General features: G+C 32.3%; 18 protein-coding genes. 8 read left to right on the top strand and 10 right to left on the bottom strand.

What is annotated here, in order from left to right; genetic code table 11:
* Nucleotides 1-116: 116 nt before the first annotated feature.
* The gene (gene rpmH / locus DM444_RS09260) at nt 117-278 is read right to left on the bottom strand and encodes a 50S ribosomal protein L34 (RefSeq protein WP_008464848.1); all 162 of its coding nucleotides are present in this window, start codon (nt 276-278) and stop codon (nt 117-119) included.
* Nucleotides 279-446: 168 nt separating this feature from the next.
* On the opposite strand from rpmH, the gene DM444_RS09255 reads away from it, so the two are divergent.
* Nucleotides 447-962: a DUF2892 domain-containing protein gene (locus tag DM444_RS09255; RefSeq protein ID WP_111285878.1), complete on the top strand. Its 516-nt coding sequence runs from the start codon at nt 447-449 to the stop codon at nt 960-962.
* Nucleotides 963-1245: 283 nt separating this feature from the next.
* Here the strand turns inward: DM444_RS09255 and DM444_RS09250 are convergent, their stop codons facing one another.
* Entirely contained in the window at nt 1246-1905 is a 660-nt protein-coding gene (locus tag DM444_RS09250; protein WP_111285876.1) for an alpha/beta hydrolase family protein, read from the bottom strand.
* A gap of 294 nt (nt 1906-2199) precedes the next feature.
* Between DM444_RS09250 and DM444_RS09245 the strand changes: the two genes are divergently transcribed.
* Nucleotides 2200-2502, top strand: coding sequence for a GNAT family N-acetyltransferase (locus DM444_RS09245; RefSeq protein ID WP_239455638.1), 303 nt, complete (start codon nt 2200-2202; stop codon nt 2500-2502).
* Here DM444_RS09245 and DM444_RS09240 read toward each other — a convergent pair.
* From DM444_RS09240 to DM444_RS09220, 5 genes are all read right to left on the bottom strand, one after another.
* A complete protein-coding gene (locus DM444_RS09240) occupies nt 2499-3929 on the bottom strand; it encodes an anion permease (protein WP_111285874.1) in 1431 nt (476 codons plus the stop codon). The two genes, DM444_RS09245 and DM444_RS09240, sit on opposite strands and share 4 nt — an antisense overlap.
* 20 nt (nt 3930-3949) lie before the next feature.
* Entirely contained in the window at nt 3950-5101 is a 1152-nt protein-coding gene (locus tag DM444_RS09235; protein WP_111285872.1) for a porin, read from the bottom strand.
* Nucleotides 5102-5331: 230 nt separating this feature from the next.
* Nucleotides 5332-6765 (bottom strand): anion permease, encoded by a 1434-nt coding sequence (locus DM444_RS09230; protein WP_111285870.1) that lies wholly within the window; start codon nt 6763-6765, stop codon nt 5332-5334.
* 18 nt (nt 6766-6783) lie between these two features.
* On the bottom strand, nt 6784-7938 hold the full coding sequence (locus DM444_RS09225; protein ID WP_111285868.1) for a porin: 1155 nt from the start codon (nt 7936-7938) through the stop codon (nt 6784-6786).
* A gap of 201 nt (nt 7939-8139) precedes the next feature.
* Nucleotides 8140-9777: an ABC-F family ATP-binding cassette domain-containing protein gene (locus DM444_RS09220; protein WP_111285866.1), complete on the bottom strand. Its 1638-nt coding sequence runs from the start codon at nt 9775-9777 to the stop codon at nt 8140-8142.
* Between the two features lie 335 nt (nt 9778-10112).
* Here DM444_RS09220 and DM444_RS09215 point away from each other — a divergent pair, with 335 nt between their 5' ends.
* The gene (locus DM444_RS09215) at nt 10113-10556 is read left to right on the top strand and encodes a PepSY-like domain-containing protein (RefSeq protein ID WP_111286034.1); all 444 of its coding nucleotides are present in this window, start codon (nt 10113-10115) and stop codon (nt 10554-10556) included.
* Nucleotides 10557-10681: 125 nt separating this feature from the next.
* Here the strand turns inward: DM444_RS09215 and DM444_RS09210 are convergent, their stop codons facing one another.
* Nucleotides 10682-11857: a GlmU family protein gene (locus DM444_RS09210; RefSeq protein ID WP_111285864.1), complete on the bottom strand. Its 1176-nt coding sequence runs from the start codon at nt 11855-11857 to the stop codon at nt 10682-10684.
* Nucleotides 11858-12015: 158 nt separating this feature from the next.
* Nucleotides 12016-12270, bottom strand: a complete 255-nt coding sequence (locus DM444_RS09205) for a type B 50S ribosomal protein L31 (protein ID WP_011921626.1) — start codon at nt 12268-12270, stop codon at nt 12016-12018.
* A 250-nt stretch (nt 12271-12520) separates the two neighbouring features.
* Here DM444_RS09205 and DM444_RS09200 point away from each other — a divergent pair, with 250 nt between their 5' ends.
* The 5 genes from DM444_RS09200 (at nt 12521) to DM444_RS09180 (ending at nt 18722) form a co-directional block, all read left to right on the top strand.
* Nucleotides 12521-13051: a DUF4199 domain-containing protein gene (locus tag DM444_RS09200; RefSeq protein ID WP_111285862.1), complete on the top strand. Its 531-nt coding sequence runs from the start codon at nt 12521-12523 to the stop codon at nt 13049-13051.
* 8 nt (nt 13052-13059) lie between these two features.
* A complete protein-coding gene (locus tag DM444_RS09195; RefSeq protein ID WP_111285860.1) occupies nt 13060-14016 on the top strand; it encodes a glycosyltransferase family 2 protein in 957 nt (318 codons plus the stop codon).
* A gap of 85 nt (nt 14017-14101) precedes the next feature.
* A complete protein-coding gene (locus tag DM444_RS09190; protein WP_111285858.1) occupies nt 14102-15829 on the top strand; it encodes a phospho-sugar mutase in 1728 nt (575 codons plus the stop codon).
* A 233-nt stretch (nt 15830-16062) separates the two neighbouring features.
* Nucleotides 16063-17892: an ABC transporter ATP-binding protein gene (locus tag DM444_RS09185; RefSeq protein WP_111285856.1), complete on the top strand. Its 1830-nt coding sequence runs from the start codon at nt 16063-16065 to the stop codon at nt 17890-17892.
* Between the two features lie 128 nt (nt 17893-18020).
* Nucleotides 18021-18722, top strand: a complete 702-nt coding sequence (locus DM444_RS09180) for a DUF2971 domain-containing protein (protein ID WP_111285854.1) — start codon at nt 18021-18023, stop codon at nt 18720-18722.
* 462 nt (nt 18723-19184) lie between these two features.
* On the opposite strand, the gene DM444_RS09175 is transcribed toward DM444_RS09180, so the two are convergent.
* Complete coding sequence (locus DM444_RS09175) at nt 19185-19904, bottom strand: CREC-EF hand family protein (RefSeq protein ID WP_111285852.1); 720 nt, start codon at nt 19902-19904, stop codon at nt 19185-19187.
* Nucleotides 19905-19923 lie beyond the last annotated feature (19 nt).

Below are 19923 nucleotides of genomic sequence, written 5' to 3'. Positions count from 1 at the left end.
TTTAAAAAACTATTCTAGTGTACTAAAAACTAGAAAGTTGAGAAAATTTTTACCGACAAGGTATAAAAAAAGGCGATACTAAAAAAGTAATCGCCTTATGTATGTTTATACAAACATTATTTTTTGTGTCTAGGCTCGCTAGAAACAGTTAATTTATGTCTTCCTTTTGCTCTTCTACGCGCTAGAACTTTTCTTCCATTCGCAGAAGCCATTCTGTCCATAAATCCGTGCTTATTTCTTCTTTTTCTTTTCGATGGTTGAAATGTTCTTTTGCTCATTGCTTTGTATCTTTAAAAATGGTATCTAATTAACTCTTTCTTGGTTTTGGATATCGTTGTTCAAAAACCGAGTGCAAATATACAAAGACTTTTTTTTCTGGCAAGCACTTTTATAAAAATATTTTTAATTCCTTTTACTATCTTTGCAATCACAAATTTACATTAATTATGTTTCACAAAAATATTAAACTTATTTTGGCCGGACTTCTTGTAGTGGCGGGCATTTGGCAATTTACAGAAAGTAATATCGGAAATGGAATCTTTCTTATATTATTGACTGCAATTCCAATTTTTCTTTATTTTAAAAACGAATTTATCCTTTTAGCCTTCCTTAAATTAAGAAAACAAGACTTTGTAGGTGCTAATAAATGGTTATCATATATCAAAAATCCAGAAGGTGCATTAGTAAGAAAACAACAAGGATACTTAAATTACTTACAAGGTATCATGTTATCTCAAACCAATATTAACCAAGCGGAGAAGCATTTCAAAAAAGCAATCGAACTTGGACTATCAATGGATATGGATTTAGCTGTAGCTAAATTAAACCTTGCAGGAGTTGCAATGTCACGCAGAAGAAAACTTGAAGCAACTAATTTATTAAATGAAGCTAAAAAATTAGACAAACAAGGAATGCTGAAAGAGCAAATTTCTATGATGAAAGAACAAATGAAGAAAATCTAATTTTCTAAATCACAATATTATAAATCCCAAATTCTGAAAAAGAGTTTGGGATTTTTTATTTTAGATTGTTGACTTTAGATTTTAGATTTTTCTCATTTATGTCTTCCTGAGCGAAGTCGAAGGACACGCAAAGTAAAGAAAATACTGAATGGATTAAGCATGAGATCCTTCGACTTCGCTCAGGACAACAAAGCTTTGTGTTTACTTTATCTAAATCTTTGTCAAAGTTTTAAACTTTGACAAAGATCGAAAACTTGGAATTTGGAGTTTCTAAATTGGAATTTTAGTCTTCCAATATAATAGATGGCAAATTCTCGTTCAGCCATTTATATTTATTAAGAATCATAATATGCGTTCCTCCTTTGACTAAAATGCATTTATCAATATACTTAATCGGAAAAACATCGTCTTTATCTCCGTGAATATGCACTACATTTTCGTCAATTTTATCTCGCTCCCACAGAATTACACTTTCTACAGCCCATTGCAAGTAGCCTAAATCACGAACAGATAAAAATTTCTCATACAATTTAATTCGTTTATTGACTTTTTCGCCAAAAGAAAATTTAGCCAGTTTCTCAATATTAAGAATTAACTGCATTGGAATAAGTTTATAAGCTTTTGTCTTCTTCCCTATTTTCATTCTTCTCGGGAATTCCAAATTACTTCTTACACTCGATATAATAATGACTTTTCGTGCTTTTATATGTTTCGAAATTTCCTGAACTAGAATTCCGCCAAAAGAAACCCCAACTAAAACAGGGTTTTCGTCTTTAATATTTTTACTAATTCGAAGTGCATAATCAGATAAAGATTCTTTTGGATTCGGGATTTCCCATTCCAAAAGATGCATTTCAAAAATATTTTCGTCCAATTTTATTCTTTCAAAAATAGACGAACTTGCTGCCAGACCTGGCATAAAATAAACTGGAATTTTACTCATAACATTAAAATGAAATTACCATTGCGACATTTATTCTAAAAAAATAAAGTTACTTTATTTACTGTCATGACAATCAAATTTCAGACCTAATTATTACTTCCAATCCAAAAAAAATAAACTTAGAAACGATAGCATAAAGTTTACATCTTCAAAAAATAATTCAATATTGAAAATCAAATGATTACCTTTGCATTTCGGAATATTTTTGATTTTAAATCTTATAAAGAATTTTCTTTCAATACTGTTTCGTGTCCCAAATTCATTTTTTTATACATAACCTAACAAAAATTTACTATGGAAACTTCTGTAACTATGGAAATTAAAGACAACACTTTTGCGCGCCAATTTGAAACTGTTATCCCTGAAGGAATGTTAGCAGTTGAGTATCAATTTCAAGAGAAAAAAATCTTCTTAACCAAAATCAACAAGCCTGATTCATACGAGAACGAAGATATCATCAACACTTTACTTAAAAATATTTTAGATTTAAGTTCTGAAAAAAATTATCGAGTAGTTCCAATTCATCCAAAAATTGTTACGTTTTTCAAAAAAAATCCGAAATATAAAGAATTACTTCCTCCAGGAATTAGAATTTAAAAATATCCAATAATTCGGAGCCACAATCCTCCAATTACCATATAAATAAAGAGCATAATCAATCCCGTTATAAGCCCTTTGACCCACCAGCTCTTTAGGTCAACGTAGCCGCTCCCGAAAAATACGGGTGCCGGTCCGTGACCATAATGCGTTAATGTTCCGTAAAGCGAACCTATAAATCCAAGCATAAACGCCAATAACAATCCCGGAATTCCAAGTGAAACACCAACACCAAGTAGTGCCGCATACATTGCCGCAACATGCGCAGTTGCACTCGCAAAAAGGTAATGGCTAAAGAAATAAACCAAAATAATAATTGGAAAAGCCATTTGCCAGCTTAATCCGCCAATTTGCGCTTTTACTAAATCACTAAACCACGCTATAAAACCTAATTCATTAAGCGAACTGGCCATCATTACTAAAACAGAAAACCAAACAATTGTATCCCAAGCTCCTTTTTCGGCTTTTACATCTTCCCAAGTTAAAACTGAAGTTAAAAGCAGAATTACTAATCCAATAAAAGCTGTCGAAGTAGCATCTATAGAAAGTAAATCTCCTGTCATCCAGAGAAAAAGAAGAATAAAAAACGTCAATAGCATCATCCATTCGTTTCTTGTTATTGCGCCCATTTCTTTTAATTTTTGCATGGCAAGCTGTGGCGCATCACCCGTTTTCTTTAATTCTGGCGGATAAATTTTGTACAGCACAAACGGAATAACAAAAAAAGCACACAAACCTGGAACAATCGCTGCGGCTGCCCATGACATCCAACTTATTTTTATTCCGAGATTAAGCGCAAACTTTTGGCACATCGGGTTACTTGCTGTTCCCGTTAAAAACATAGAAGACGCAATCAAATTCATATTATAACTATTTAAAGTTAAATATGCCCCTAATTTTCTATGCGTTTCAGGCTGATCAGGCATCGAACCAAAACTCATTGACATTGATTTCATGATTGGATAAACAATTCCTCCTCCTCTTGCCGTATTACTTGGAACAGCTGGCGCTAAAACCAAATCTGCTAATCCTAAACCGTAAGCTAATCCTAAAGAACTTTTTCCGAATATTTTTATGAATAAAAAAGCAATTCTGTTTCCAAGACCCGTTTTTATAAATCCTCTCGCAATGAAAAATGAAATTCCGATAAGCCAGATTACTTTATCTCCAAATCCCTTTAATGCCAACGTTATTGATTTTCCTGGATCTCCTGGAGCCAAAACCTGAGACATTGCAGTTAAAGCAATCGCAATCATGCACATCGTTCCCATCGGAGCTGCTTTTAGGATGATTCCTAAAATTGTAGCCACGAAAATGGCAAATAAATGCCACGCTTCTATCACAACACCTTCTGGAGCTGGAATAAACCAAATGGCAATTAAAACTGCCAGCGTAATCAGAGTTTGGGGAATTTTTACTTCTTTCATAAAAACAAAGATTAAGTGAATTAAATTCTGAGCTGTAACTGAATTAAAAATAAATTATCATTATAGGTTGTTGTATCTGGGATACTTCTATCAAAACGATCAATTTCAAATCCCAATTCAATACGACCTGTATAAGATTTTCCGAATTCTAAACTAACCATTGGCGTGTAAGTCGTGCGCACATTTGAATCAACCTTGAAACTTGGATCAAAAGTTTCATAACGGCAAGAGAATTCTAGCGCTGTAAGTTTATTGTAATTTACCACATATCTAAAGTTGGGCAGAAAATAAATGCCTCGCATTACATAATCGGCAACATTAGCTGTTCGGCTGTCAACTGGCAAAGAATAATATAAATTATGGTTTGTTCCTTGTTTGTATTCTATCTGTAAATCAAAACTAAGTTTATCTGTTACTTTAAAATCACTGGTTATATCTGCTCCAATAGCAAAAACATCTTCTTTAAAAACCTTTCCGAAACCAGCATTTAAACCAAGATTAATTTTATGCGCTTTTGATAATCCTAAAACCCATCTTGAAGAAAATTGCTTTCCATTGTCTTTATCCATTTCTTGGTTTTTTCCATTTCCATTTAAAACCGAAACGGCATAATTCACTGGGATTTTCCCAACATCAAAAGCTCCAGTTGCCGACGCTCCAATTTGAAAACTCGTCCATCCATTTTTTCCGAATTCATAATATTGATTGGAAAAATCAAATGATTTAATAATATCAACTGGAACAAGCTCTTCTATACCAAAAGCTGGTCGGAATTGTCCTCCCGTTAATGCAATATATTTATTGAAAGTATATTTTCCGTAGGCGTTTTCGAGAACTTTTCCTTTTGTATCTGATTTAAAATCGGCTAAGTTGACCAAAATCACAATCTCTGTGGTCTCACTCAGTTTCGTATTTAAACCAACACGCATTCTTTTTATGTCGAAAGAGCTCTGTGTTACATCTCCTGTGGAATGATGCATTCCCAAAACATCTACATTATCCCCAAAACTTTCCAGATATCTCGCCTGAAGAAGTCCTTTTAATTGAAACTGCGGATATTTTTCCTCTTTTTTTATTGTATCAGCACCTTGATTGACATCTCCTTGGGCGTATAAAAAAATTGGGCTTATAAAAAACAGAAAAACGATTGTAAATAGTAGACTTTTCCTCATAGACTTCAAATAAATAAAACATTATTTTTTGTACTGATTTAAAAATCAGATTTTTACTTTTTGAGATCAAAAAACTAACTGCTTAGAGCCAACGCGAAATGGGAATACTAAAATAACAAAAAAAGATTCTTTCTGTAAAAAAAATTGCATTAAAATACTGTTATTAAAAAAAATTAATAAAAAAAGGCGCAAGATTTAACTTGCACCTTTTCAAAAAATAATAACCTTTTTTAATTAATAAATCCTAAAACATTTAGCCATAAACCACCAATAACAAGATAAATCACAAGCATTGCAAGCCCTGTAATAAGTCCTTTTATCCACCAGCTTTTTAAATCAACATAACCACTTCCAAAGTAAACTGGTGCTGGCCCATGACCATAATGGGTTAATGTTCCATACAAAGAACCTACAAATCCAAGCATAAATGCCAAAAACAATCCTGGAACTCCCAAAGAAACTCCAACAGCCAATAAAGCAGCATACATAGCTGCAACGTGAGCTGTAGCGCTTGCAAAAATATAGTGACTAAAGAAATATACCGCAATAATAATTACAAATGCAATTTGCCAGCTCGTACCAATCATTTGTCCTTTTACAATTTCACTAAACCAGCCAATAAAGCCTAATTTATCTAAAGAGCTTGCCATCATAACTAAAACTGCAAACCATACTATTGTATCCCAAGCTCCTTTTTCTCCTTTTACATCTTCCCAAGTCAGAACAGATGTTAATAGCAAAACTACTAAGCCTATAAATGCAGTTGTTGTAGCATCTATTGAAAACAAATCTCCTGTCATCCAAAGAAATAATAAAATACAAAAGGTTAAAAGCATTAGCCATTCGTTTTTAGAAATTGGCCCCATTTCTTTTAGTTTTTGAGAAGCCACTTTTGGGGCATCGCCTGTATTTTTCAATTCTGGCGGATAAATCTTATATAATAAAAATGGAATCACGAAGAATGCTGTTAATCCAGGAATTAATGCAGCAATTGCCCAAGAGGTCCATGAAATATGTATGCCTAAATTTTCTGCAAATTTTTGACACATCGGATTACTTGCAGTTCCTGTTAGAAACATTGATGACGCAATTAAATTTACATTATAACTACTTAAAGTAAGAAAAGCTCCAAGTCTTCTTCTTGTTTCTGGTTTATCAGGATCTGAATCAAAATTCATTGACATCGACTTCATAATCGGATAAATTATACCTCCGCCACGAGCTGTATTACTTGGTACCACAGGCGCCAAAACCAAATCTGCCAAACCTAAACCGTACGCTAATCCTAAAGAACTTTTTCCAAATATTTTAATAAATAAAAAAGCTATCCGGTTACCTAAACCTGTTTTTATAAATCCACGGGCTATAAAAAATGAAATTCCGATAAGCCAAATTACTTTATTTCCAAAACCGCTTAAAGCCAATGTTATGGAATCTCCTGCACTTTCTGGCGCTAAAACCTGAGTAAAAGCTGTAATTCCAACCGCAACCATACACATAGTGCCCATTGGCGCCGCTTTTAAAATAATCCCAATAATGGTTGAGATAAAAATTGCAAATAAATGCCATGCTTCTGTCGAAAGCCCATTTGGAGTTGGAACAAACCAAATTATAGAACCTATAACTAAGGTAATAACTGAATTTTTTATATTAATTTCTTTCATAATAATTATGTCTTAGTTTTAGAAAAATCTTCCTTGAAATTGAATGATAAATAGATTGTTATCATAAACAGTAGTATTGGGTACATTACGTTTATAATTGTCAAACTGCATTCCCATTTCGATACGTCCTGTGTAACCTTTTCCAAATTCTAAACCTGCCATTGGTGTATAAGTTTGTTTGGCATTTGAATCGATTTTGAAGTTCCTGTCAAAATATTCATATCTGCATGAAAATTCTATCGCAGTCAATTTTTGATATTTAATTTCATACCTTAAATTAGGCAGAAAATAAGCCCCTCTCATTTGATATTCGTTGAGATTTGAAGATCTTGCATCTGCTGCTAAGGAATAATATAAGTAGTGATTAATTCCTTGTTTTGCTTCAAGCTGGGTTTGCAGTATTAATTTATCTGCCAATTTGAAATCTGCTGTTAAATCCAATCCAACTGCAAATACTTTATTATTGTATACCTCACCAATTCCGCCGTTTATTCCAAAATTAATATTGTGCGTTTTATCTAATTCAAAACCAAAGCGCGAAGAATATTGTTTTCCGTTGTCTTTATCAGAAACCTGATCTTTACCATTTCCATTTACTGCAGAAACCGCGTATGTAACAGGAAGTTTGCCTAAATTAAAACTACCAAACATCGATGCCCCAATTTGAAAACTGGTCCAACCATTATTTCCAAATTCACTGTATTGATTGGAGTAGTCAAATGATTTAAGAATATCTGCAGGATTTAATTCTTCGATCCCAAATGCTGGTCTAAACTGACCAACTAAGACCCCAATATTCTTATTGAAAGTATATCGTGCAAAAGCATTTTCAAGAACTTTACCTTTTGGATCAGATTTGAAATCTGCAAAATTTGCTAAAACGACAACATCAAAGCGTTCACCTAATTTGGTCGTTACTCCTAAACGCATTCTCTTAACATCAAATGTATTTTCGACTGCTTTACCATCAGAATGATGAAGTCCTGTTGTGGCATCAATTCCATCTGTAAAACCACTCAGGTAACGAGCCTGAAAAAGTCCTTGGAATTTGAATTGCGGGTATTTTACTTCTGACTGCAAATTGGATTCTGTACTTTGTGCATTCACTAAAACAGGAAGTATTAAAAGTAGAAGAAAGGCTTTAAAACCTAAAAAATTATTTATTCGATTCATAACTAAAAAATTAAATTTCTTATTGAATAAAAATTATTTATAAATAAGTTTATTCTTACGTAAATGTAATTTTAGAGATTATTTAAAAACCTGACGAAAGTCATATTTTAAACTATTACAAACCTTTAGCTATTTTAATACTTAAAACAAAAAAAAGCATAAGAATTAACTTATGCTTTTTAAAGTATTATGTATTTTAACTTATTTCTTTTCTATCTCTCTCATAGAATCCATTTTTTTATGTGCCAAGAAACCAGCCACATCTTCAAAATGTTCTTTTACTCTCTTGTTTCCGAATTCAAAAACTTTAGTTGCTAAACCGTCAAGAAAATCACGGTCGTGAGAAACTAGAATTAAAGTTCCGTCAAAATCACGAAGAGCATCTTTAATAATATCTTTAGTTTTCATATCCAAGTGATTCGAAGGCTCATCCAGAATTAACAAGTTAACTGGTTCCAACAATAATTTGATCATTGCCAAACGCGTTTTTTCTCCCCCAGAAAGCACTTTTACTTTCTTCGTAATATCATCTCCTTGGAACATGAATGCTCCTAAGATATTTTTAATTTGTGTTCTAATATCACCAACTGCAATACTGTCGATTGTTTCGAAAATAGTTGCATTTTCATCCAACAAAGCTGCTTGATTTTGAGCAAAATATCCAATTTGAGCATTATGTCCAACTTCAACAGTTCCAGAATCAACACCGATTTCTTTCATAATCGCTTTGATCATAGTAGATTTTCCTTCACCATTTTTTCCAACAAAAGCAACTTTCTGTCCACGCTCAATTACAATGTTTGCATCTTTAAATACAACATGATCTCCGTAGGCTTTAGACATTTCTTTTACAATAACAGGATACTGTCCAGAACGCGCTGCAGGTGGAAATTTCAAACGCAATGCAGAAGTATCTACTTCATCAACCTGAACAATTTCAAGTTTTTCCAGCATTTTTACACGAGATTGAACTGCATCTGTTTTAGAAAACGTTCCTTTGAAACGATCAATAAAAGCGCGATTTTCTGCAATCATTTTTTGTTGCTCATCGTATGCTTTCTGCTGATGAATTCTACGATCTTTTCTCAATTCTAAATAATGAGAATATTTTGCTTTGTAATCGTAAATTCTTCCCATCGTAACTTCGATAGTTCTGTTTGTAATGTTATCTACAAACGCTCTATCGTGCGAAATTACCACAACTGCTTTTGCTTGAGTCAATAAGAAATCTTCTAACCATTGAATACTTTCAATATCCATGTGGTTGGTTGGCTCATCCAGCAAAATTAAATCTGGCTTTCTCAATAAAATTTTAGCCAATTCAATACGCATTCTCCATCCTCCTGAAAATTCAGAAGTTTGACGTGTAAAATCTTCACGTTCAAATCCAAGACCCGTTAATACTTTTTCAACTTCAGCTTCGTAGTTAACTTCTTCAATTGCATAAAATTTTTCGCTTAAGTCAGAAACTCTTTCGATCAATTTCATGTATTCGTCACTTTCATAATCTGTTCGAACTGTCAATTGCTCATTGATATTATCGATTTCAGCTTTCATTGTAAAAATCTCACTGAACGCTTTTGATGCTTCTTCCATAACCGTCGCACCATCTTCAGTAAGTAAATGCTGCGGCAAGTAAGCGATTACAGCTTCTTTTGGAGCAGAAATGCTTCCGGTTGAAGGTTTGTTTGCACCAGCAATTATTTTTAAAAGTGTCGATTTTCCTGCACCATTTTTACCCATAAGGGCAATTTTATCATTTTCATTAATAGCAAAAGAAACATCGCTAAAAAGTGTAGTTCCGCCAAACTGAACCGAAATATCGTTAACTGTAATCATTTGTTCTTGTTAATTTGTTTAATCGGTTAATCGTTTATTTGACTACCCATTTTTTTTCGTGCTGCAAAGATAGATTTAATTAGATAATGTCCCAATTTGATAATTAGATAATTTTGAAAATGTGCTAATTAGATAATTTCTTTTATGCCAAAGATTAAAGGATTTTAACTGATTATTTTTTTTAAAGAATCCATATTCTAAAAAAAAATCTTTTTAATCTTTTAATCTGTGGCAAAAAAAAAAAAGAAGCTTGATTGATTTTTAAACCTGACCAGATTTTCCAATTTCAAAATTTTAGCCTTAACTTGTACTATAATTTTAAAAATCAGCAAAATATGAGATCGAAATTAAAACTGACTATTTACTTAATTGCAGGATTAATATTTGGACTTTCTGCAAATGCACAAAAAACTGTAATTAAAAAAGAAGCTTTGCCAGCAAATGCTCAAGCTTTTTTAAAAACCCATTTTGGATCAAAAAAACCAAGCTATATATTAGAAGACAAAGAAATTCTTTCTACAGAATACAAAGTTAAGTTTGGCAATGAAATTGAAATTGAATTCGATAAAAAAGGAAACTGGAAAGAAGTTGACGGCAATAACTCTAAAATTCCAAAATCTATTGTTCCTAAAAAAATTGCTTCGTACATAAAAGAAAATTTCCCGAAAGAAAAAGTAACTAAAATCGAAATTGGAAGTTCTGGTTATGAAACGAAACTTACAAACGGTTTAGAATTAAAATTCAACTTAAAAGAAAATTTTATTAAAATAGACAAATAAGTAAAATGAGAAAATGTGTTAATTAGAAATTCTCAAAACCTTAAACACAACAAAACCCGACAGACTTTAAAAAACCTGTCGGGTTTGCTATAATTATCTAATTTTCAAATTGACTAATTATCTAATTAGTCTTTTCTCCATTTTTTTGTTTCTTCAAAAATATGCTCCATAATAGCAGCTTCAGTTGCATCAAATTCGATATTTCTTCGACTCATCACTAACCTTGCAGTTTCAAAAGCTTTTTTAGTTACATAAGTTGTAAATCCTGCTGCGCCGCCCCAAGAAAAACTCGGAACAAAATTGCGAGGAAAACCAGATCCGAAAATATTGGCGCTTACACCAACAACTGTTCCTGTATTAAACATCGTATTGATTCCGCATTTACTGTGGTCTCCCATCATTAAACCACAAAACTGAAGTCCGGTTTTTGCAAAACCTTCTGTTTCGTAGCTCCATAATTTTACCTCTTCGTAATTGTTTTTCAGGTTAGAATTGTTTGAATCTGCTCCAATATTACACCATTCACCTAAAACAGAATCACCTAAAAATCCTTCATGCCCTTTGTTTGAATTAGCAAAAAGAACTGAGTTTTTTACCTCACCGCCTATTCTAGATCCAGGACCAACAGTCGTTGCGCCATAAACTTTAGCAGACATTTTCACCATAGCATTTTCGCATAAAGCAAATGGTCCACGAATAACAGTTCCTTCCATGATTTCAGCATTCTTACCTATATATATAGGACCTGTTGAAGCATTTAAAGTTACAAACTCTAATTTTGCTCCTTCTTCGATAAAAATATTTTCTGGCGAAATTACATTTACGCTTTTTGGAATTGGCTGTGACGTACGATCTTCAGTTAGATATTTAAAATCTTGACGAATTGCTGCATCATTTTTAGAGAAAATATCCCAAGTATGTTCAATCGTTATACAATCTTCATTGTATTGAATAATTTCGTAAGTATCAAAATCGACTTCTTCTTGGTTTTCATTTGTAAAAAATGCAATTACATCTTCACCTTTAAAAATCGCCTGATTTTCTGTTAAATTAGAAATCATCTCAGCAAGAGTATCATTTGGTAAATACGCTGCATTGATCATTACGTTTTCTTCCATTTCAACCATTGGAAATTTTTCAGACAAATATTCCTCTGTAATAGTGGTAATTGTAGAACCAAGATATTTTTCCCATTTCTGGCGAATCGTCATAATTCCAACTAGAATATCTGCAACTGGTCTCGTAAAAGTAAAAGGTAATAAAGCATTCCGAACGGGGCCGTCGAAAAGAATGTAGTTCATAAATAATTGAGTTTATTAAAAATTAGTTTGGTTACCTGCCCCAAAGTTACAAATATTTATCTGGTTTCTTAAAATGCCCTTTTAATGATAAGCATAATTTAACGCATAAAAAAAGCCTTCCAGAGTGGAAGGCTTTTGTATTTAAAGAAAAACAGCTATTATTTTTTAGCGTGTTTTGCATATTTAGTTTTGAATTTATCAATACGTCCTGCAGTATCGATAAGTTTAGATTTACCAGTATAAAAAGGGTGAGATGTTCTAGAAATCTCCATTTTTACAACTGGATACTCAACTCCGTCAACTTCAATTGTTTCTTTTGTATCTGCAGTAGATTTAGTGATAAAAACGTCATCATTAGACATGTCTTTAAATGCAACTAATCTGTAATTTTCTGGGTGAATTCCTTTTTTCATCTTTTCTTTTATTTATTGTTTTAGAGCATTTTTATTTTGAAGCTTTCTCATGGTTAGAAAAAGGTGTAAACAACTCTACTCTTTTTTTGTTTAAAAATTTAATTATTTTTGAGTGTGCAAATTTACAATTCTTTTTTAATAAACAAATACTTAGCTCACTTTTTTTTAGTTTATTTCGAAAAGCTTTTTTTATATCCGATTATAGTGGGAATTACTATATTTGTGGATTAATTTTAAACATATAGAAAATATGATTAATGAAGTTATAAAAAAGAATGGAGTTACATACGGTGTAATGATCGGAATTGCATCTGCTTTGGTTACCGCTACAATCTATGCTGTTGATTTAAACTTATTTACAGCTTGGTGGATGGGAATACTAGGAATCGTAATAAGTCTTACAATTAGTATCATTTTACTTTCTAAAACTAAGAAAGAATTAAATGGTGTTTTTCCTTTTAAAGATGCTTTTACTACTTATTTTATAGCTGCAGTAATTGGTATTTTAATATCTACAACTTTTAACATTGTACTTTTTAATGTAATTGATCCGGGCGCAAAGGAGACTTTGAACGAAATTATGATCAAATATACTGTTGGTATGATGCAGAAATTTGGCACACCAGCCTCAGCAATTAATGAAGCTGTTGCTAAGATGAAAGAAAGCAGTCCTTATTCTACAATCGAATTATTAAAAGGATCTATTTTTGCAATCGTAATTAGTGCCATTTTTGGATTAATTTTCGCAGCATTTTTCAAAAGCAAATCTACACAAGAATAAAACTATAAATGAATTTATCTATACTTATACCGCTTCTAAACGAGGAGGAATCACTTAAAGAACTCTATGCTTGGATCATTAAAGTGATGCAATCTAATAATTACTCTTATGAAATCATTTTTGTAGATGATGGTAGTACAGATAGTTCTTGGCAAATTATTGAAGGTTTTTCTAATGAAAATCCGAATGTAAAAGGCATTCGTTTCATGAAAAACTTTGGTAAATCTCAGGCTTTGCATGCTGGTTTTGCAAAAGCAAAAGGTGATGTTATTATCACAATGGATGCCGATTTACAAGACAGCCCAGACGAAATCCCTGAATTGTATGAAATGATTACAGCTCAGAAATATGATTTGGTTTCTGGCTGGAAAAAGAAACGTTACGATTCTATTGTGGCTAAAAATCTTCCTTCAAAATTATTTAACTGGGCGGCTAGAAAAACTTCTGGCGTTGAATTAAATGATTTTAACTGTGGATTAAAAGCTTACAAAAATGTCGTAGTTAAAAACATCGAAGTTTCTGGTGAAATGCACCGATATATTCCTGTTTTGGCTAAAAATGCTGGATTTGGAAAAATTGGCGAAAAAGTAGTCATTCACCAAGCTAGAAAATATGGAGAAACTAAATTTGGAATGGAGCGTTTTATAAACGGTTTTCTGGATTTAATTACCATTTGGTTTTTATCGAGATTTGGAAAAAGGCCAATGCACTTATTTGGTTTTATTGGTTCAATAATGTTTATCATCGGTTTTTTATCGGCTGGATATATTGGGGTATCAAAACTATACCATATGTATAATGGAATGAAATATAGTTTGGTTACCAATAACCCTTGGTTTTACATTGCATTAACAACAATGATTTTAGGAACTCAGCTTTTCTTGGCTGGATTTTTAGGAGAAATTATTTTAAGAACCAAAAACAATGAAGAACGATATAAAGTAGCACGCGAAGTAAATTTTTGACACCAATCAGGAAAAAAAAATCTTTTTGAGTCAAATTAACCTTTGCTGAAAAACTATCTTTATTAAAACATAAAAAACAGTAAAAATGAACATAGCACCTAATATTTTAAGCGCTGTAAACGAATGGCTGACACCAACTTTTGATCAAGAAACGCAGGCTGCAGTTAAAGAATTAATGACAACTTCTCCAAAAGAACTTGAAGAAAGTTTCTATAAAAACTTAGAATTTGGTACTGGAGGAATGAGAGGAGTTATGGGCGTTGGAAACAACCGAATTAACAAATACACACTTGGAAAAAACACTCAGGGATTATCTGATTACCTGCATGAAGTTTTTCCAAATGAACCTTTAAAAGTTGTTATTGCTTACGATTGCCGTCACAACAGTAACACTTTAGCAAAAGTGGTAGCTGATGTTTTCTCTGCAAATGGAATTCAAGTTTATTTATTTTCTGATTTAAGACCAACACCTGAATTATCTTTTGCTCTTAAATATTTAAAATGTCAATGCGGAATAGTTTTAACAGCTTCTCATAATCCGCCAGAATACAATGGCTACAAAGTATATTGGCAAGATGGCGGGCAAATTGTTCCTCCGCAAGACAAAGAAATTGTCAATGTAATTGAAGCTTTAAGCTATGACAAAATCAAATTCAGCGCAAACGAAAGTTTAATTCAATATATAGACACTGAAATTGACAAAGCTTTTATAAAATCATCAATCGAAAACGCAAGTTTCAATACTCCTACTGAAGCAAAAGACAATCTTCATATTGTTTTCACTTCATTACACGGAACTTCTATTAAATCTGTTCCAGACGTTTTAGCGCAAGCTGGTTATAAAAACGTTCACATTGTACCAGAACAAGCAGTTCCAGATGGAGATTTCCCAACTGTAAAATCGCCAAATCCAGAAGAACCAGAAGCTTTAACAATGGCTTTAGCCTTAGCTGACAAAACAAATTCTGATATTGTTGTTGGAACAGATCCTGACTGTGACCGTTTAGGTGTTGCCGTTCGTGATAACGACGGTAAAATGATTTTGCTTAACGGAAACCAAACGATGGTTTTAATGACTTCTTTCCTTTTGAAACAATGGAAAAAAGCAGGAAAACTTAATGGCAAACAATTCGTTGGTTCTACAATTGTATCGACTCCAATGATTATGGAATTAGCAACAAGCTATGGCGTTGAATGCAAAGTTGGTTTAACAGGATTTAAATGGATCGCTAAAATGATCAAAGATTTTCCTGAACTTCAATTTATCGGAGGTGGTGAAGAAAGTTTCGGATTCATGGTTGGAGACGCAGTTAGAGATAAAGATGCCGTTGCTGCTACTTTATTAATATGCGAAGTTGCTGCTCAAGCAAAAGCTACTGGAAGTTCAGTTTACAAAGAACTTTTACAACTTTATGTTGAGAACGGTTTCTTTAAAGAATTCTTAGTTTCTTTAACTAAAAAAGGAATGGAAGGTTTAGAAGAAATCAACCAAATGATGGTTAATTTACGTGAAAACCCTCTGAAAGAAATCAACGGACAAAGAGTGATTATGGTTGAAGATTATCAATCATCTACAGCTTTGAATTTATTGACAAACGAAGAATCGATAATGGATATGCCAAAATCTAATGTATTAATTTATTATACAGAAGATGGTTCTAAAATTTGTGCAAGACCAAGCGGAACTGAGCCTAAAATTAAATTCTACATCAGCGTAAATGCTGAAATCGAATCGGTTTCGGATTTTGATGAAGCAGAAAAATTCTTAGATCAAAAAATACAAAATATCATTGCAGATATGCAATTGAATTAAAATCTGAATATATGCAATTTTGCAGATTGTACGCAAAATTAGCAAGTTCGATATCTTTGAACTCTGATTTACAATCTTGAAAGTAAATCAGAGTTTTTTTTATAAAAAAAACTAAAAAGAAATTGAAAACACCTCAATTGGATTAATTTTGTGCAGTAAAAATTGCGTGCTCAAAATAATTTCAATACCGAGAAACGCCATCGCATTAAAAGAAAATAATATCAAAAAAATAAATGAGTAATTTCAAAAAAATAGTTCCTTTTATATATCCGTATAAAAAATACGCATTCTTAAATATCTTTTTTAATATTTTGTATGCGCTTTTCAGCACACTTTCGTTTGTTGCCTTAATACCAATGCTTCAGGTATTATTTGAAAAAGGAAAAAAAGTAGAAATAGAGCCAGTTTACCAAGGTATTTTTAAAATTAAAGAATACGCCGAAGACTATTTAGCCTATTATATTACAACTGCGCAGCAAAACCATGAACCGGGTTATGTTTTATCTGTAATGGTAACCATCATCATTTCTATTTTCTTACTAAAAAACTTAGCCGATTATTTGGCAATGTTTTTTATCAATTTCTTGAGAAATGGTGTTTTAAAAGATATGCGAAATGCCTTGTATAAAAAAACGCTAGAGCTTCCTTTGGCTTTTTATTCTGAAAAAAGAAAAGGAGATGTGATTTCAAGAATTTCTGCTGACGTAAACGAGGTTCAAAACTCATTTTTAGCCATCTTAGAGCTTATTGTAAAAGAGCCTTTAACAATTATTTTTACGATAACCACTATGCTTATCATCAGTGCTAAGTTGACTTTGTTTGTTTTCATTTTTATTCCAGTTTCTGGATATATCATTTCATTGATTGGAAAACAGCTTAAAAAACAATCAACTAAAGCTCAAGAAGAGCAAGGAAGATTTCTATCTACAATTGAAGAAACAATTGGAGGTTTAAAAGTTGTAAAAGGATATAATTCTGAAAACTATTTTAATACTGTTTTTAGAAACTCTACAGAACGCTTTTTTACTTTATCAAATAGTATTGGAAACCGCCAAAATTTAGCTTCTCCTGCCAGCGAATTTATGGGAATTACTGTAATTGCTATTTTGCTTTGGTACGGAGGTCAAATGGTTTTGATTGATAAAACTTTACAAGGCGCAGCGTTTATTGCTTACATGGGATTAGCATACAACATTCTAACTCCTGCAAAAGCCATTTCTAAAGCTTCTTACGGAGTAAAAAGAGGAAATGCTGCTGCAGAACGTGTTCTTGAAATTTTGGAACAAGAAAACACTATTGTTTCTAAAGAAAATGCAATTGAGAAAACAACTTTTGATCACAATATCAGCGTTCAAAATGTAAACTTTAAATATGAAGAAGAAACTGTTCTTAAAGATTTTTCTCTTCAAATTAAAAAAGGACAAACTGTTGCACTTGTTGGACAATCTGGAAGCGGAAAAAGTACAATTGCCAATTTATTAACTCGTTTTTACGATGTTAATGACGGTTCTATTTCGATTGACGGAATCAACATTAAAGACATGAATCTGCAATCGCTTCGTAGTTTGATGGGATTGGTAACGCAAGACAGCATTTTATTTAATGACACGATTAAAGCAAACATCGCTTTAGGAAAATTAGACGCTACTGATGACGAAATTATCGAAGCGCTTAAAATTGCTAATGCTTATGAGTTTGTAAAAGATCTTCCGCAAGGAATCTATACTAATATTGGAGACAGCGGAAACAAACTTTCTGGAGGTCAAAAACAACGTTTATCAATTGCTCGTGCCGTATTGAAAAATCCACCGATTATGATTTTAGATGAAGCAACATCGGCTTTGGATACAGAAAGCGAAAAATTTGTTCAAGTTGCTCTTGAAAACATGATGCAAAACAGAACTTCAATCGTAATTGCTCACCGTCTTTCAACAATCCAAAAAGCAGACGTCATTGTTGTAATGCAAAAAGGAAAAATCGTTGAACAAGGAACGCACGAAGAATTAATCGCACTGAACGGAACTTACAATAAACTGGTAACAATGCAGTCTTTCGAATCGTAAGAAACGCATCCACCCAAATTAATTTACACAGATTAAGGAAATATTAAAACTCAGTTTAATTTCTTTAATCTGTGTTTATTTTTATAACTTTAGGTTAGTTAAAGAATAAATCATTTAACCTCACAAAAATGTATCTTAACAACCCAAACATCACACTTCCTGACAACCCTGATACCATTGTCTGGAAATATCTGGATTTATCAAAATTTTTGGATTTACTGCTTTCGAAGAAATTATTCATGTCACGTTCAGACAAGTTTGAAGATCAATACGAAGGCACTTTCAGCGAACCTACTTATGAAGAGATCAAAAAACTTGCTATTGATAATCCGGACTTTTTGAATTACTACAAAACACATCGCGAACAAGTTGCTATAAGCAGCTGGCATATTAATGAATATGAATCTTTTGCGATGTGGCAGATTTTCACACAAAATAGCGAAGGATTAGCAATTCAATCAACTATTGGAAGATTACAGAAAGCATTAAAGCCAGAAAATAATTTTGACCAATATATTGGTGAAGTAAATTACATCGACTACAAAAAAGAATATATTCCGTTTGATGATTTGTTCTTTCCCTTTTTATTTAAGCGAAAAAGCTTTCAATACGAGCGCGAAGTCCGTATTATTACCGACACTTCAAAAAGTGACATAAAACTAAACGACGGATTAAAAATCAATGTCGACATCAATCAATTAATTGAAAAAATATACATTCATCCAAAATCTGAAAACTGGTATAAAAAACTCGTAATCGAATTAGTTGAACGTTTGGATTTTGGTTTCGAAATCGAAAAATCAGATTTAGAAAGTGACATATTAATTTAAAGGCGCTAAGGTTCTGAGATGCTAAGACACAAAGTTTCTAAGTTTCTAAGTTTCTAAGATTCTGAGACACTAAGATTCTAAGTTTTTTTTAGCCAAAGATTGTAAAGGTTTTCTTTCCAGTATCTGATCATGTTCCGTAGGAACATTTCATCGGTAGCAAAAAAAAAATATTGTTATGGTTAATTTTACGTTCCGTAGGAACGTTTGATTTTGACATTTTTTTTGACAATCCGACACATCAAACGTTCCTACGGAACGTAAAATTATCGTCCACCTTTTTTTGTTACCGATGAAACATTCCTACGGAATGACAACTTGATATAAAAACAGAAAACGCATTTTTATAAAAATAATTAAAAAAGAAAGGTTGTCTCAATAAATCAAGACAACCTCTTTCTTAAAAAAATCCTTTATCTGTAGCTAAAAAAACTTAGAATCTTAGTGTCTCAGAATCTCAGCAACTTAGATAGGTTTATAACTCTTCACTTCCCATTTTTTAGAAGCTAAATCTATATAATTGTAGTGCAGCACATCGCTTTTATCAAACTGCCCATTTTGGTTAGTATCTTCAATCGTTCTAAAATAAAGACGGTTTTTAGACTCAATTAAACTCCAATCTACCAATTCTTCTAAATCGGCTGAAACTTTTGTGAAATTTTCTCCGCTAATATCGCTCAAATACAACGTTTTAATATCACTTGTATCTATTTTGCCATCTTTGTTCGTGTCAGAATCTGTCAGTGTGTAAACCATCACATTATTATGAGTTTTATCTGCAACAGGTTTTAAATAAGTTGCTGTTAAAATCAAAATTGGTTTATCCGACAAAGGACGAATAGAATCTGAATCTACTTTTTGGAATTTTAAATTCTGAAGATATCCCGTAATCTCATATTCGCCTAAATTAGAAATCGTAAAGCTTACATCATTCACACTCGAAGAACCAAATCTAGCTTTAGAACCTCTTTCATAAACTCTTAAATCACCAACTGGATGAATTAAATAATTTGTCCCTTCCAACTGAATCGGCAAATCGGCGATTTCAATTTGAGTCGTATCTGTTTTAGTAATACTTACTTTATTTGAAGCACCGTAGCTTACTTTTGGTTTTTGAACTTCTTCTCGGCAGCTAATTACTGTTCCGACAAGTATTAGGGCGATATATTTAAAATACTTTTTCATCTACAATGGTTATATACGA

The organism is Flavobacterium ginsenosidimutans (genome assembly GCF_003254625.1).
Taxonomy (GTDB): domain Bacteria; phylum Bacteroidota; class Bacteroidia; order Flavobacteriales; family Flavobacteriaceae; genus Flavobacterium; species Flavobacterium ginsenosidimutans.
This window is presented reverse-complemented; position numbering and strand designations above follow the sequence as displayed.

Coding starts and splice junctions, on each gene's coding strand:
- DM444_RS09225 (WP_111285868.1), bottom strand. CDS start 7,938: ATGAATCGAATAAATAATTTTTTAGGTTTTAAAGCCTTTCTTCTACTT.
- DM444_RS09200 (WP_111285862.1), top strand. CDS start 12,521: ATGATTAATGAAGTTATAAAAAAGAATGGAGTTACATACGGTGTAATG.
- DM444_RS09195 (WP_111285860.1), top strand. CDS start 13,060: ATGAATTTATCTATACTTATACCGCTTCTAAACGAGGAGGAATCACTT.
- DM444_RS09215 (WP_111286034.1), top strand. CDS start 10,113: ATGAGATCGAAATTAAAACTGACTATTTACTTAATTGCAGGATTAATA.
- DM444_RS09255 (WP_111285878.1), top strand. CDS start 447: ATGTTTCACAAAAATATTAAACTTATTTTGGCCGGACTTCTTGTAGTG.
- DM444_RS09240 (WP_111285874.1), bottom strand. CDS start 3,929: ATGAAAGAAGTAAAAATTCCCCAAACTCTGATTACGCTGGCAGTTTTA.
- rpmH (WP_008464848.1), bottom strand. CDS start 278: ATGAGCAAAAGAACATTTCAACCATCGAAAAGAAAAAGAAGAAATAAG.
- DM444_RS09210 (WP_111285864.1), bottom strand. CDS start 11,857: ATGAACTACATTCTTTTCGACGGCCCCGTTCGGAATGCTTTATTACCT.
- DM444_RS09230 (WP_111285870.1), bottom strand. CDS start 6,765: ATGAAAGAAATTAATATAAAAAATTCAGTTATTACCTTAGTTATAGGT.
- DM444_RS09190 (WP_111285858.1), top strand. CDS start 14,102: ATGAACATAGCACCTAATATTTTAAGCGCTGTAAACGAATGGCTGACA.
- DM444_RS09250 (WP_111285876.1), bottom strand. CDS start 1,905: ATGAGTAAAATTCCAGTTTATTTTATGCCAGGTCTGGCAGCAAGTTCG.
- DM444_RS09235 (WP_111285872.1), bottom strand. CDS start 5,101: ATGAGGAAAAGTCTACTATTTACAATCGTTTTTCTGTTTTTTATAAGC.
- DM444_RS09220 (WP_111285866.1), bottom strand. CDS start 9,777: ATGATTACAGTTAACGATATTTCGGTTCAGTTTGGCGGAACTACACTT.
- DM444_RS09245 (WP_239455638.1), top strand. CDS start 2,200: ATGGAAACTTCTGTAACTATGGAAATTAAAGACAACACTTTTGCGCGC.
- DM444_RS09180 (WP_111285854.1), top strand. CDS start 18,021: ATGTATCTTAACAACCCAAACATCACACTTCCTGACAACCCTGATACC.
- DM444_RS09205 (WP_011921626.1), bottom strand. CDS start 12,270: ATGAAAAAAGGAATTCACCCAGAAAATTACAGATTAGTTGCATTTAAA.
- DM444_RS09185 (WP_111285856.1), top strand. CDS start 16,063: ATGAGTAATTTCAAAAAAATAGTTCCTTTTATATATCCGTATAAAAAA.
- DM444_RS09175 (WP_111285852.1), bottom strand. CDS start 19,904: ATGAAAAAGTATTTTAAATATATCGCCCTAATACTTGTCGGAACAGTA.